The organism is Synechococcus sp. FACHB-909 (assembly GCF_014698945.1).
Lineage (GTDB): Bacteria > Cyanobacteriota > Cyanobacteriia > PCC-6307 > Cyanobiaceae > Cyanobium.
Genome location: NZ_JACJTY010000014.1, coordinates 1 through 13,385 on the forward strand (window position 1 = coordinate 1; position 13,385 = coordinate 13,385).

12 protein-coding genes are annotated in these 13,385 nt (G+C 71.0%); 5 read left to right on the forward strand and 7 right to left on the reverse strand.

Translation table 11 applies throughout. From position 1 onward, the window contains the following. Positions 1-92: 92 nt before the first annotated feature. The 5 genes from H6G99_RS15850 to H6G99_RS15870 form a co-directional block, all read right to left on the reverse strand. On the reverse strand, positions 93-914 hold the full coding sequence (locus tag H6G99_RS15850) for an inositol monophosphatase family protein (RefSeq protein ID WP_190612553.1): 822 nt from the start codon (positions 912-914) through the stop codon (positions 93-95). Next, complete coding sequence (locus H6G99_RS15855) at positions 911-2,305, reverse strand: BCD family MFS transporter (protein WP_190612555.1); 1,395 nt, start codon at positions 2,303-2,305, stop codon at positions 911-913. Before H6G99_RS15855 ends, H6G99_RS15850 begins: the two co-directional genes overlap by 4 nt. A 6-nt stretch (positions 2,306-2,311) precedes the next feature. Then, entirely contained in the window at positions 2,312-3,958 is a 1,647-nt protein-coding gene (locus H6G99_RS15860) for a TolC family protein (RefSeq protein ID WP_199297264.1), read from the reverse strand. 89 nt (positions 3,959-4,047) lie between these two features. After that, the gene (locus tag H6G99_RS15865; protein ID WP_094587353.1) at positions 4,048-5,442 is read right to left on the reverse strand and encodes a TIGR03279 family radical SAM protein; all 1,395 of its coding nucleotides are present in this window, start codon (positions 5,440-5,442) and stop codon (positions 4,048-4,050) included. A gap of 54 nt (positions 5,443-5,496) precedes the next feature. Next, complete coding sequence (locus H6G99_RS15870) at positions 5,497-6,369, reverse strand: undecaprenyl-diphosphate phosphatase (RefSeq protein ID WP_190612557.1); 873 nt, start codon at positions 6,367-6,369, stop codon at positions 5,497-5,499. A gap of 95 nt (positions 6,370-6,464) precedes the next feature. On the opposite strand from H6G99_RS15870, the gene H6G99_RS15875 reads away from it, so the two are divergent. The 3 genes from H6G99_RS15875 (at position 6,465) to nadB (ending at position 9,497) form a co-directional block, all read left to right on the forward strand. After that, on the forward strand, positions 6,465-7,187 hold the full coding sequence (locus H6G99_RS15875) for a DUF3120 domain-containing protein (RefSeq protein ID WP_353617270.1): 723 nt from the start codon (positions 6,465-6,467) through the stop codon (positions 7,185-7,187). Positions 7,188-7,318: 131 nt separating this feature from the next. Beyond that, the gene (gene psbU / locus H6G99_RS15880) at positions 7,319-7,696 is read left to right on the forward strand and encodes a photosystem II complex extrinsic protein PsbU (RefSeq protein WP_094587356.1); all 378 of its coding nucleotides are present in this window, start codon (positions 7,319-7,321) and stop codon (positions 7,694-7,696) included. Between the two features lie 157 nt (positions 7,697-7,853). Then, entirely contained in the window at positions 7,854-9,497 is a 1,644-nt protein-coding gene (nadB, locus tag H6G99_RS15885; RefSeq protein WP_190612558.1) for an L-aspartate oxidase, read from the forward strand. Between the two features lie 27 nt (positions 9,498-9,524). Here nadB and H6G99_RS15890 read toward each other — a convergent pair whose 3' ends face one another. Beyond that, complete coding sequence (locus tag H6G99_RS15890) at positions 9,525-10,451, reverse strand: vitamin K epoxide reductase family protein (protein WP_190612560.1); 927 nt, start codon at positions 10,449-10,451, stop codon at positions 9,525-9,527. Between the two features lie 123 nt (positions 10,452-10,574). Between H6G99_RS15890 and rimO the strand changes: the two genes are divergently transcribed. Beyond that, complete coding sequence (gene rimO / locus H6G99_RS15895) at positions 10,575-11,969, forward strand: 30S ribosomal protein S12 methylthiotransferase RimO (protein WP_190612562.1); 1,395 nt, start codon at positions 10,575-10,577, stop codon at positions 11,967-11,969. Then, the gene (locus H6G99_RS15900; protein WP_190612564.1) at positions 11,966-13,195 is read left to right on the forward strand and encodes an MFS transporter; all 1,230 of its coding nucleotides are present in this window, start codon (positions 11,966-11,968) and stop codon (positions 13,193-13,195) included. The genes rimO and H6G99_RS15900 overlap by 4 nt, the downstream gene beginning before the upstream one ends. Here the strand turns inward: H6G99_RS15900 and H6G99_RS16680 are convergent. Then, positions 13,182-13,298 (reverse strand): cytochrome b6-f complex subunit 6, encoded by a 117-nt coding sequence (locus H6G99_RS16680; RefSeq protein ID WP_502690441.1) that lies wholly within the window; start codon positions 13,296-13,298, stop codon positions 13,182-13,184. The two genes, H6G99_RS15900 and H6G99_RS16680, sit on opposite strands and share 14 nt — an antisense overlap. Positions 13,299-13,385: the final 87 nt, after the last annotated feature.

A 13,385-nucleotide genomic window follows, 5' to 3' on the forward strand; every position in this document is an offset into this window, starting at 1 on the left:
TCAGAAAACTTACAACACCGTCGGCTCGCGCCTCTCGATCCCGTAAGCCTGCCCCCCGCTCGAGCTCTCGCTCTCTGGGGCGCAGTCCAAAATCATATCACGTGATTTGCGGGGCCCCTTGTCTCCAGGGCTTCCGCCCAGGGCATGAACCGCTCCAACGTCTCCTGACGGTTGGCCACGAGCACCGGGAAGTCCGTCTGGGCCAGGTCCTGGCCGGGCTGCAGCCCCTGGGGGCTCGGCCCCAGCCAGCGCAGCGGACAGCCCAGCTCTTCGAGCACCAGCCAGGCCGCCGCCAGGTCCCAGATCTTCGGTGTCGCCTCCAGGGCCGCCATGGTCTGCCCCATGGCCACGGACACAAGATTGAGGCTGGCGACGCCCAGCAGCCGGATCTTGCCGGGGAACGGACGGTGGGGCAGCTTCTGGAGCACCCGGATCGAACGGCTGCAGAGCGAGGCGCAGCCGGCGTTGTGGAGCTGCTGGGCGGGCAGCGGGATGGGCTTGCCGTTGCGCCAGGCCCCCTCGCCCCGGATGGCCACGATCCGCTGCCGCAGCGGCGGCACATCGAGGATCGCCAGGACCGGCACTCCGGCCTCGAAGCGGGCCATCGAGATCGCCCAGTAGGGGATGCCGGCGGCGAAATTGGTGGTGCCATCCAGGGGATCCACCACCCAGTAGGCCGGCGTGGCGGGCACCTGCTGGCGGCCCTCCTCGCTCAAGACCCCTTCCCCGGGGAACAGCTCGGCCAGTCCCTCCACCAGCGTGGCGTCGCTCCAGCGATCACAGGCCGTGATGAAGGATCCATCCGCCTTCAGATCCGGCTGGCTGTGGCCGAAGTCGGCCCGCTGACGCTCGGCAACGCGGTCGAGCAGGGACTCCAGACGGGAATCGAGGGGGTGCGGGGTGATGACCTTCATCCCATTTCCATCTCCAGAACCTGGCTGAGGCTGCGGGAGGTGTCCTCCCGGAACTGGCGCACGTTGACATACCCGAGCAGCAGCAGGGCCGCCAGGGCCACCAGCAGCTCGACGCCCAGCACCAGGGCAAAGGGTCCATAGGGCCCGTCCCCCAGCGGCAGCGAACGCCCGATGTCGTACAGGCCGCCGCCGAGGAGCTTGCCGATCGCCCGTGAGAGGGCCTGGGCCAGGCCCCAGACGCCGACGAAGGTGCCGGCGGCCTGGGGCAGGGTGAGGTCGAGCATCAGGCAGAGGGCGCTGTTGGTGCCGATCCCGGCCGCCAGGCCGAACAGCACCATCACGGCCTGCAGGAAGGGGATCCGGGTGGTCAGGCCCGCCACGAGCAGCAGCAACAGGGACAGGGCAATCAGCTGGCAGCCGAGGCGGGCGGTGGCCATCTTCCCCAGCCGGGGCACCACCCAGAGCCCCGCGAGCAGCAGGCCGACCAGGGTGCCGACACCCCAGAAGGCGTTCAGCTGGGCGGTGGCGGCGATCGGCATGGCGAACACCTGGGCGCCGTAGCTCTCGAGCACCGGGTCCTGCAGAAACAGCGCCAGGGTGAACAGGATCAGAAAGGAGAAGAAGATCAGCACCTGACGGCTGGAGGTGATCAGGCTCCAGGACTGGCGCAGGCCGATGGCGTCCTCCCGCGGCACCACCGTCCCGTCGCTGCGCTCCCTCAGGGGGGATTCCATGCCCCAGGTGGCGACCACCGTGAGGAGCATCACCGCCCCGGCCACGGTCGCCATGAAGCGGGAGAGGGTCGCCTCCAGCACCAGCGGATCGCTCACCCCGTCCAGGGACCGCAGGCTCACACCGATGGACACGGCACCGATGACGATGCCGACGGTGAGCATGCACCAGATGATGCTCACCGCCCGGGGTCGCTCCTGCTCACTGGTGCGGTCGATCACCAGGGCCAGGTAGGGGGTGGTGGCCAGGGAAATCGCCAGGCCGTAGAGGGCGAAAAGGCCGCAGAGGGCGGCGATCCCGAAGGCGAGGCCAGGCTGGCTGCCGTCCTCGAGCAGGCGCCCCACCCGGAAGATCAGCGGCACCGACAGCACCGCCAGCAGGCAGAAGGCCGCCGTGCCGAGCAGCACGTAGGGGACCCGGTGGCGGGAGGCCAGGGGATGGGCATCGGAGATCTGGCCGAACAGCACCCGGGAGGGGGCCACGAACTGCTCGAAGGCCAGGGCACCGCCCACGAGCAGTCCGGGGAAGCCCAGCTCACTGAGCATGATCCGGTTGAGCAGCCCCGAGAAGATCACGGCCAGGCAGCCCAGGCAACCCTGGAAAAGGCCCAGGCGCACCGTGGCGGGGAGAGTCAGGCCGGGGCGGAGAGGTGACGACAACGGGCGTCAGGACCCCGGCGGCAGCGCCTCGGGCCCGGTGGGGCTGCCCGCCCGGCAGGCCGGGATCAGGGGCTGGGGCTCCACGGGGATCTCGGAGGTGCCGGCCGCCCTCGGGCTGGTGGCCGGCAGGGCCTGGCGCTGGCACAGGCCGACCTGGTCGAGACCGGTGAAGCGCCGCAGCCGGGCCAGGGCCTTGTTGTAGTCGGAGATGGCCGTCGACCAGCGCACTTCGGCCTGGGTGAGGTCACGCTGGGTGTCGACCACCTCCCGCTGGGTGGTGACCCCCGCCTGGAAGCGGAGGCGGGCCAGCCGCAGGGATTCCCGGGTGGAGATCACCTCGCGGGAGGTGGTGGTGATGTTGCGGTTGTTCTTCTCCAGCTCGAAGAAGTTGGTTTCCACCTGCTGGCGGATCGCGTCCCGCTGCTGGGCGAACTGGAAGGAGTTCTCCTGGGCCACCTGCTTCTGACGGCGGTAGTTGGCCCGGGCGGCACCACCATCGAAGATCGTCCAGCTGAGGTTGAGGCCCACGGTGTTCTCCACCGACCAGCCCTCATTGCCGAAGTTGACCCCCGGGGTGCTGCGGTTGGCGAACTGAACACCCCGGGTGCGGCCACCGGTGAGGCCGTAGGCGATGTTCAGGAACGGCTGGGCCGCGCCCAGGGCCGCGTTCGCCTCGCTGTTGGCGATCGAGATGTTGAGCAGGACGTTGTCGAGCTCCTCGCGGAAGGCGTAGGCGGCGATGATGCTCTCCTGCAGCGACGGCAGCCAGGAACCCACCACCCGCGAGGGTTCCTTCGAGGTGGGGGTGATGTCCTGGGGCAGGTCGAGCAGGGCGGCGAGGGCGCGACGGGCGATGGCCTGGTCGGCCAGACCCTGGGTGAGCACCTGCTGGTCGCGGGCCAGCTGGGTTTCCGCCTCCAGCACCTCCAGCTTGGTGGCCACGCCGGCCTGGAAGCGGGCCTTCGCATCCCGCAGGCTCACCAGGGAGGAGCGCACCGACTCCTGGCCGATGCGGACCGTCTCGTCGGAGACCTGGAGATCGAAGAAGGCCTCCGCCGCCTCCAGACGCCGCGCCCGCAGGCCGATCAGGTACTGGTTCTTGGCCTGCTCGAAGCGGTCGCGGGCAGCGGCGATCTGCGGCGTGCGGGTGGGGTTGATCAGGCCCCAGCTGGCCTGGAGCACGGCCGACATCCGCCAGATGCTGGTGATCGTGTTGCCGGGCTGCTGGCCGGTGCCCGTGAAGGCGCTGCTGAACTGCTCGCCGCCGGTGTAGGTGGGCAGGCTGTTGGCGTTGAGCTGGATCGTGGGATACCAGAGGGCGATCTGGGCACGCAGGGCCGACTGGGCCTGCTCCACCTGGCTGGCGATCGCCTTGAGCTCGGGGTTGTTGACCTCGACCAGGGTTTCCACATCGGCCAGGCCGAGGGGGCGCAGCTCCCGGATGCGCACCTGGGACGGCTTGACCGGCAGGGCCAGGGGGTTGGGGGCGATCAGATCCTGGAGACCCGGGGGCAGCTCCTTGGCGGCGGGCGCCAGCACCGTGGGGTTGGACTTGGGCCGGGGACCCTTGACCTCAGGGGCCAGCGGCAGGGCCGGGGAGGCCGGAGGGCTCGTGACTGCTGGGGCTGGGGCGGACTGGGCCCGCACCGGCATCGCCTGGAGGCCGAACGACGGGAGCACCACCAGTGCCGCGAGCAGGAGTGGTTGGCGCCTCACGTTGGACCGTTCGCTTCAGGCAGAGCTTAAGCATCTCCCCGTGGGGTGCCGAGGCAGGCGGCCACCAGATCGTCCGCACCCCCCAGCAATCGAACTGGCACAGGCAGACGATCACGCAGCTCGGCGAGGGTGCTGTCGTCCAGAAACACCTCCTCCCCCTCCCGCAGCATCACCCGCGGCAGCAGCAGTTCCTCCCCCAGGTCACGGCCGCGCAGGCCCTCGATCAGGTCGGAACCCGTGAGCAGCCCGGTGACCACCTGCTCCTGCCCCCAGTAGGGGCTGGGCAGGCCATGGAGGAGCAGCTCCAGCCCCTCGACCCGGTTGAGCCTCTCCACCACCGGCTGCAGGGCCTCGGCCACGAGGCGACCCACCACCCAGCTGCAGCGGCGCGGGCTGGCGATGCTGGCGGGCAGCTCCCGGGTGGCCCCCTCCAGGTCCTCCAGGAAGGCGCGGATGCTGCCGACCCCGTTCTCCTGCTGGGGCAGATCCTCGTAGCTGGCGCGCGGCGGCAGGGGCTGGCCGGCGATCAGGAACCACTCATCGGACAGCCAGGCGAAACGGCTGCCGGTGCTGGCCTGGAAGGCGGGCTGCAGTCCCTCGACCCGGGCGATCACCTCCAGGGCCCCCTCCCGGTCGACCGGCCTGAGGGCATCGCCGGCCGGACGGAAGCGCGTCAGACCCACCGGCACCACGGCGGTGGAGAGCACGGCGGGCCAGGGTCCGGTGGCGAACCGCGCCAGGTCGGTGAGGGTGCGCTCCAGGGCCTCGCCGTCGTTCAGCCCCGGACACACCACCACCTGGGCGTGGATCTGGAGCCGCCGCTCGGCGAACCAGGCCAGCTGCTCCAGCAGCAGGGCGGCCCGTGGGTTGACCAGCAGGCGGCTGCGCAGCTCCGGATCGGTGGCATGGACCGAGACGAACAGGGGCGAGAGGCGCTGCTCCTCGATGCGGCTCCAGTCGGCCGCCGTGAGGTTGGTGAGGGTGAGGTACGAGCCGTAGAGAAAGCTGAGCCGGTAGTCGTCGTCCTTGAGGTAGAGGCTGTCGCGGCGCCCCGGCGGCTGCTGGTCGATGAAGCAGAAGGGGCAGTGGTTGTTGCACTGGCGCAGGCCGTCGAACAGGGCCTCGCTGAAGCCCAGCCCCAGCCCTTCATCCAGGTCCTTTTCCAGCTCCACCACGTGGAGGGTGCCGTCGGGATCTTCCACCTCGAGCACCAGCTCCTCCTCCCCCTGCAGCACCTGGACGTCGATCAGATCCCGCGGGCGGATGCCGTTGATGCTGCGCAGGCGGTCACCGGGCTGGAACCCCAGCTCCTCGGCGATGGAACCCGGCTCCACCGTCGCCACAAGGGCAGGCCGGGGCTGGGTGACGGGCCCGGCGAGGGCGGTGGGCCCGGCGAGGGCAGAGGAGGGCTCCTTCCACACGGGAGGTGACGGCGGGGCGAGGGACGTTGGCTCCAGTGTGGCGGTCCCGCCCCTTCAGGGGGTGACCCCCTCCAGCCCCCGGAAGCCCAGCAGGATCACCAGGCCGAACAGCAGCCGGTAGCCGACGAAGATCCAGGTGCTGTTGTGCTGCAGGAAGCGCAGCAGCCAGGCGATCGCCAGCCAGGAGACCACCGCCGCCGCCGCGATGCCCACCAGCATCGGGATCACGCCACCGGTTTCATCCGAGCCGAAGGCGGCCTTGAGCTCCACCAGCCCCGCCAGGGTGATGGCGGGAATGCCCAGCAGGAAGGAGAAGCGGGCCGCGTCGGAACGCTGCCAGCCATCAAAGAGGGACGCCGTCAGGGTGCTGCCCGAGCGGGACACCCCGGGAATCAGGGCGAGGGCCTGGGCCAGCCCCACCAGCAGGCCGTCCCGGGGGGTGACCGCTTCGAGCAGGCGGCGGCGGCGGCCCACCAGTTCCGCCACCGCCAGCAGCAGGGCCATCACGATCGAGACGATGGCGATCGAGGTGAGGCTGCGCAGGGGGGAGGTCTCGTAGCCGGGCAGCAGCACCTTGATCGCCAGACCCGCCAGCAGGATGGGCACGGTGCCCAGGGCGATGGCCACCCCCAGCCGGGCAGGCGGGTCGTTCCACTGGCCATGGCGGAAGGCCCGGGCCACCCCGGCGCTCACCTCGGCCAGATCCTTGCGGAAGTAACCGAGCACCGCGGCGATGCTCCCGAGCTGGATCACGGCTGTGAAGGCAACCCCGGGATCACCCCAGCCCAGGAGCACCGGGACCACCTTGAGGTGGGCCGTGCTGCTGATCGGCAGGAATTCCGTCAGCCCCTGCACGACCCCCAGAACGAAGGCGTGCCAGCAGGCCTCGACCAGGGGCAGGGCGGCGGCCGTGGCGACCAGCGGCATGGGGGGAGCCGATACTGCGGCTGACCCTATGGCCGGACGGGTCACGGAAGCACCCCTCCACCCCCTTAAGGTTGCACAACTTTCTTCACAACCAGGTGCTCGGGGTTCCACCCACCCTTTCCGCCCGTTCCGAGGCCCTGCCGGGCCTGCGGCTCGGCACCGTCCCGGCCGCGGCCGTGCTGCCCCTGGCGGCGGCCCTGCTGGTGACCGTGCCGGTGTTCCTGCAGGCCCCCTGGGTGCGCGCCGCGCCGATGGCGGCGACCCTGTTCACCATCCCCCTGATGGCCTTCGCCCTGCTGCTGGAGCGCCGGGGCCAGGGCCCGTGGCAGCAGCTGGGTGTGCTGCTGGTGGGCTTCTGCGGCAGCTGGCTGGGGGGCTGCCTCTTCTGGGGTTGGTTCCGGCTCCATCCGGTGATGCATCTGCCGATCGAGGCCTTCGCCCTGCCCCTGGCGGTGGCGGGCCTCGGCGGCCGCTGGCGCCTGGCGGGCGCCTTCTATCTGGGCTCCCTGCTGGGCACCGCCAGCACCGATGGGGTGATGGCGGCCGCCGGCCTCATGGACCTCTGGCCCCGGGTGCTGAACGCCCCCCTCACCGAAGCTCCCCTCCTGCTCCAGGGCGCTGCCCTGCAGGTGCTCCAGCCCTGGCCCCTGGCCCTGATCGCTCTGGCGGCGGGCCTGCTGCTGGTCCTCTGCCGCCGCCTCTGGTCGCTGGGTGGGCCCTGGCGGGTGGCCGCCGCGGCCGTGGGAACCACCCTGGCCGTCGATGGCCTGTTCCTCGGGGCGGCCCTGCTGGCCCCCCACCTGAGCGGCCTGATCTGAAGAACTGCAAAAGCGCGCCCGCCTGTGCAGGGAGACCCGGGGGCCTTCTGTAACGTTGCAGGGGTGATCTGCGGATCACTGCCCAGTCCCTGCCAGGGTCCCCTGGTTCTATCCCCCTAAGGAGTGTCGTGATGAAGCGGCTGCTTGCCTGGTTGATGAGTGGTGTGGTCCTGGCCGGTCTGCTCGTGACCCTGCTTCTGCCCGGTGCCGCCCTCGCCGCGGAGCGCCGCAACGAGATCGACGACAAGCTCGCCGAGAGCGTCGGCAAGGTGGATCTCAACAACGCCTCGGTGCGCAGGTTCCAGCAGTACCCCGGCATGTACCCGACCCTGGCCGGCAAGATCGTCCTGGGTGGTCCCTACGACAGCGTCGACGATGTGCTGTCCCTCGATCTGACCGATCGTCAGAAGGAGCTGTTCAACAAGTACAAGGGCAACTTCACCGTCACCCCCCCGGCGATCGCCCTGAACGAAGGCTTCGATCGCATCAACGACGGCGTCTACCGCTGATCTCCCTGGCGGTCCTCCCCCGGACCCCTCCCGAACCGCCGTCACCACGGCGGTTTTTTTGTGGCCGCAGGCCCGCCACCGTCCGTCCCATAGGCTCGGCTGCACAAGGCACGGTGCAAAGGGGTGAACCAGCCGCTTGGATGAGCCGGATCCGCGCATGGCACCCCACTGGGACGTGGTGGTGGTCGGCAGTGGTGCCGCGGGCCTGATGACCTGCCTGGAATTGCCCCCGCAGCTGCGCGTGCTGCTGCTGAGCAAATCCAGTTCCCCCCCGTCGGCCAGCCGCTGGGCCCAGGGGGGCATCGCCGCGGTGACCGGAGCCGACGACAGCTTCGCCAGCCACATCGCCGACACCCTCAAGGCGGGCGCCGGGCTCTGCGATCCGGCCGCGGTCGAGGTGCTGGTGCGGGAGGCGCCGGCCTGCGTCGAGCGCCTCGTGCAGCTGGGCATGGAATTCGATCGCACCCCCCAGGGCCTGAGCACCACCCTGGAAGCGGCCCACAGCCACCGCCGCGTGCTCCACGCCCAGGACCGCACCGGGGGAGCCCTGGTGGATGCCCTGGAGCGGGAGGTGCAGCGCCGGCCTGGCCTGGAGCAGCGCAAGGGCATCCCCGCCCTGCAGCTGTGGGTGGAGAACGGCCAGTGCCTTGGCCTGCAGGTGCTCGAAGGCCAGCGGCTCCGCTGGCTGAGGGCCGGTGCGGTGGTGCTGGCCAGCGGCGGCGGCGGCCATCTGTTCGCCCACACCACCAACCCGGCCCAGGCCAGCGGCGACGGCGTCGCCATGGCCTGGAGCGCCGGCGCCCGGGTGCGGGATCTGGAGTTCGTCCAGTTCCACCCCACGGCGCTGATGCTGCCGGACGCCCCCCACTTCCTGATCAGCGAGGCGGTGCGCGGCGAGGGGGCCCGGCTCTTCGACGACGCCGGCCGCTCGCCGGTGGCCCGCCTGGAGGGGGGCGATCTGGCGCCGCGGGACCAGGTGAGCCGCGCCCTGGCCCGCTGCATGGCCGAGCAGGGGGTCACCCACCTGTGGCTCGACCTGCGGCCGGTGGGCCGCGAACGGCTGGAACGCCAGTTCCCGACGATCCTGCGCCGCTGCCGGGAGCTGGGGCTGGCCCCCGGCGACGCCCCGATTCCGGTGGCCCCGGCCGCCCACTACTGGATGGGGGGCATCGGCACCGACCTGGAGGCGGCCACCAGCCTGGGGGGCCTGTACGCGGTGGGGGAAGTGGCCAGCACCGGGGTGCATGGGGCCAACCGGCTGGCCAGCAACTCGCTGATGGAATGCCTGGTCTTCGCCCGCCGGCTGCGCCATCTGCAGCCCCAGCCCCTTCCCCCCACACCCCTCGAAGCCCCCTGCGAGTCCCCGGCCCTGAGCGAGGCCGAAGCGCGCTCGGGCCCCGATGAGGCCACCCTGCTCGCCGCGATCGCCGACCTGCGCCGCCTCTGCTGGCAGGTGGCCGGCGTGGAGCGCCGCGGCGTCGATCTCATCGGCGCCCTGCGGCAGGTGCGCAGCGAGCGCTCGGGCCATGAGCGCTCCCCCCTGCTGCGCCGCGCCCATGATCTGCCCCACGACCAGGAACTGACGCTGACGCCGGAGCAGGGCCGCCGCCTGTTGCTGCTGCAGGACCTGCGCCAGCGGCTGGTGCTGGCGGAGCTGCTGATGGAGGCCGCCGCCTTCCGGGTCGAGAGCAGGGGCGGCCATCACCGCACCGATTGTCCTGCGCCCCAGCCGTTCTGGCGGCGCCACACGGTGCAGCTGCGGGGCCGCTCACCCTTCACCACCCCGGTGGGGCAGGAGTGAAGCGGCAGGTTCAGGCGTGAGGGCGGCTCAGTTGGCGATCGAGCCCTTGTAGCCGCTCAGGGCGGCGAGCTGGGCGAGGGTCTTCTGGCCGGAATCGAGCTGGCCCTTGATCTCCCAGGTGGGGAAGCCCTGGATGTTCTTGCTGGCGCAGAGGGCGGCCTGGCTGTTGCGACCGTCGGGGGCGCATTCGATGATCTTGAGCTTGGCGCTGGCCTCCTTGCCGAAGAGCTGCTTCTGGTCGTGGCAGTGGGGGCACCAGTAGGCCGAATACATCACCGCGCCGGTGGCGGTGAGGTGGTCGGCCAGGGCGATGGTGGCCGGCGTGCTGGCCGAGGTGACCGGAATCGGCATGCCCGGGCCCGTGGCCGACTCGGGCCGGTTCAGGGAGGTGGCCCAGCCGAGGCCGATCAGGCCGACGGCCAGCACCGTGAGCACGCCACGGAAGAGCAGGGCACCGGTGTCCTCCCACTCCCCGCCGATCAGGCTGAGCACGAACAGCGTCAGGCTGATCGCGGCCGACATCAGGCAGAAGGTGCAGAACGCCTTGATCTGGAAGGCCATCACCCCCACCAGCACCAGGCTGAAGACCGCCATGCCGGCGCTGAGCAGGAACAGACCCCACCAGCTGAGCCCGTTGATGGTGGTGCGGGCCTCGCCATTCAGCAGCAGCGGCAGCACCGCCATCACCAGCACCGCGCCATAGGCCAGGAAGCCGAACAGGGACAGGGGCTGGCCGAAGACGCTCCCCCAGGGGCTGTTGAGGACCTTGTCGCAGCCCTCGGCGCCGCCGGGGCAGCTGAGGTTGCCGATCAACCCCCAGCGGTTCAGGGTGATCGTGGCGGTGTCGATCACGCCGATGGTGGCCAGCACGGCCATCACCACCCGCGCCCAGCGGCGACCCGGCTCGGGGCGACGGCGACTCGTGAGGCGACTGGCGAGGCGGGTGGAAGTCACGGGGACCAACGGATCACGGTGCGATTCTCGCAGCCGCAGGGGCTTGCATAGGGTGGAGATCGGCGTTTGTCGCCCGGCCCCCAGCGGGCCGCAGGCCCGTCCCCCCCTTCCTCCCGCAGCACCATGTCCCCCCAGCCCGGCCGAGAACGGCCCACCGTGGCCTTCACCCATCTGGGTTGCGAGAAGAACCGGGTGGACACCGAGCACATGCTCGGCCTGCTGGCCGAGGCGGGCTACGGCGTCAGCGCCGACGAGAGCGAGGCACGGGTGGTGGTGGTCAACACCTGCAGCTTCATCCAGGACGCCCGCGCCGAATCGGTCCGCACCCTGGTGGAACTGGCTGAACAGGGCAAGGAACTGATCATCGCCGGCTGCCTGGCCCAGCATTTCCAGCAGGAACTCCTGGACTCCCTGCCGGAGGCCAAGGCCATCGTCGGCACCGGCGATTACCAGCACATCGTCGAGGTGCTGGAGCGGGTGGAGGCCGGGGAGCGGGTCAACCGGGTGAGCCAGGTTCCCACCTTCGTGGGGGACGAGCACCTGCCGCGCTACCGCACCACGTCCGAAGCGGTGGCCTACCTGAAGGTGGCCGAAGGCTGCGACTACCGCTGCGCCTTCTGCATCATTCCCCGGCTGCGGGGCGACCAGCGCTCCCGCCCGATCGAGTCGATCGTGGCGGAGGCCCGCCTGCTGGCCGAGCAGGGGGTGAAGGAGCTGATCCTGATCAGCCAGATCACCACCAACTACGGGCTGGATCTCTACGGCAGGCCCCGCCTCGACGACCTGCTGCGGGCCCTGGGGGAGGTGGAGATCCCCTGGATCCGGGTCCACTACGCCTACCCCACCGGCCTCACCGAACCCGTCCTGGCCGCCTACCGGGACGTGCCCAACGTGCTGCCCTACCTGGATCTCCCCCTGCAGCACAGCCATCCGGAGGTGCTGCGGGCCATGAACCGCCCTTGGCAGACCGGGGTCAACGGCGCCCTGTTGCAGCGCATCCGCGACCAGCTGCCCGACGCCGTGCTGCGCACCACCTTCATCGTCGGCTTCCCCGGGGAGACGGAGGAGCACTTCGAGCATCTGCTGGCCTTCGTGGCCGAGCAGCGCTTCGACCACGTGGGCGTGTTCACCTTCTCCCCGGAGGACGGCACCGCCGCCGCCGACCTGCCGGATCCCGTGCCCGCCGAGGTCGCCAGCGAGCGCCGGGACCGGCTGATGGCCCTGCAGCAGCCGATCGCCGCCGAGCGCAACGCCGCCTGGGTGGGCCGGATCGTGGACGTGCTGATCGAACAGGAGAACCCCACCAGCGGCGAGATGCTGGGCCGCTGCGCCCGCTTCGCCCCTGACGTGGACGGGGAGGTGCACGTCAGCCCCGGCGAGGGCGGGCTGTGCGCCGCTCCGGGCACGATGGTGCCGGTGCGAATCACCGCCGCCGACACCTATGACCTGCGCGGCGAGGTGGTCGGCGCCGGCGCGATGGTGAGCGAAGCCCTGGCGGCGACACGGAGCCGGGCTTGAGTCCCGGCAGCGGAGGCGGCTGGCTGCAGCGGCACCAGCGCCCCCTCTTCCTGGTCGCCTCCGGCCTGAGCACCACCGGTTCCTTCGCCGGACTGACGGCCAAGGGCTGGATCCTGATGGCCGGCACCGGCAATCCGCTGCTGCTCGCCCTGCATTTCGCCGCCCTGGCCCTGCCGAGCCTGGTGGTCAGCGGCCGGGCCGGGGTGCTCACGGATCGGCTGGGCTGCGAGACGGTGCTGATCCGCTCCCAGTGGGGCCTGTTCGGCGGGGCGGCCCTGGGGGCCCTCGCCATTCCCCTGCTCCAGGGGGTGGGGCAGGTGGTGTTGCTGTTGCTGAGCACGCTGGTGGTGGGCGTCTCCAGTTCCTTCGAGCTGACGGCCCGCAGCAAGTACTGCTCGCTGCTGGTGGAACGGCCGGAGCAGGTGGCCCCCTATCTGGCCAGCTTCTCGGTGGTGTTCAACGTCGGCAAGCTGGTGGGCCCTCCGCTGGGGGGCTGGCTCGTGGCCCTCTCCGGGCCGGCCATGGCCCTGGCGATCGATGCGGCCTCCTACCTGCTGCCGATCGCCACTGTGGTCTGGCTGCTGAGGCCCCACCGGGACTTGGAGCAGCGCAGCGCCGGAGGCGCCGGGGCCAGCCTCGGGGCCGCCTGGCAGGGCTGCGGGCCGACGCTGCGCCACGTGCTGCGCTTCACCACCGTGGCCTGCCTGGTGGGCTTCTTCCATCCGGGCCTGGCGCCCCTGATCGCCGCCGAGGTGATCGGGCCTTCCCCGCAGGCCCTCGGCCTGTTCACCAGCGTGCTGGCGGCCGGCAGCATCGCCGGCGGGCTGGTGCTGCAGCGCAACAGCCGCGCCCTGAGTGAGCGGCCGGCGCTGCTGCTGGGGGGCTGCGCCGTGGCGGTGGCCCTGGCCCAGCTGGGGATGGCCGCCGTGTCCGGGGGGCCTGTCGCCCTGGCGATGGCGCTGCTGCTGGGGGCCGGCACCGCCGGCCTACTGGCCGGATCGAACCTGATTCTGCAGGTGGGGGCGCCGATGGCCCTGCGCGGCCGCATGGCCGGTCTGGGGCAGATCGCCTTTCTGGGGGGCGGTGGCGTGAGCGGGCTGGTGGCCGCCGCCCTGGCGATGACCGTGGGGCTGCCTGCCACCTTCGCCCTGCTCGGCGGCGTGGGGCTGGTGGTGGGCGTGCTGGAACTGGGGCGGAAAGGAGCGCTGCGGCTCAGATCAGCCTGATGCCCTTGAGCACGACCGTGGCCAGGAAGGCGGCAGTCAGCCCGCCACCGACGAGCGCCAGATAGATCACCACACCCACGAACGCTGCTGCGAGGAAGGCCATCATTACAGCAGAGGATCCGCCCCCTTCCGGCCCCAGGCCAGGCGAGGAGGGGGTAGAACCATCGAACAATTACCGAAACCTCCTAGG

Bases quoted from the DNA above. Each gene is read 5' to 3' on its own strand.
- H6G99_RS15870 (WP_190612557.1), bottom strand. From the start codon at position 6,369: ATGCCGCTGGTCGCCACGGCCGCCGCCCTGCCCCTGGTCGAGGCCTGC.
- psbU (WP_094587356.1), top strand. From the start codon at position 7,319: ATGAAGCGGCTGCTTGCCTGGTTGATGAGTGGTGTGGTCCTGGCCGGT.
- rimO (WP_190612562.1), top strand. From the start codon at position 10,575: ATGTCCCCCCAGCCCGGCCGAGAACGGCCCACCGTGGCCTTCACCCAT.
- H6G99_RS15860 (WP_199297264.1), bottom strand. From the start codon at position 3,958: ATGCCGGTGCGGGCCCAGTCCGCCCCAGCCCCAGCAGTCACGAGCCCT.
- H6G99_RS16680 (WP_502690441.1), bottom strand. From the start codon at position 13,298: ATGGCCTTCCTCGCAGCAGCGTTCGTGGGTGTGGTGATCTATCTGGCG.
- H6G99_RS15850 (WP_190612553.1), bottom strand. From the start codon at position 914: ATGAAGGTCATCACCCCGCACCCCCTCGATTCCCGTCTGGAGTCCCTG.
- nadB (WP_190612558.1), top strand. From the start codon at position 7,854: ATGGCACCCCACTGGGACGTGGTGGTGGTCGGCAGTGGTGCCGCGGGC.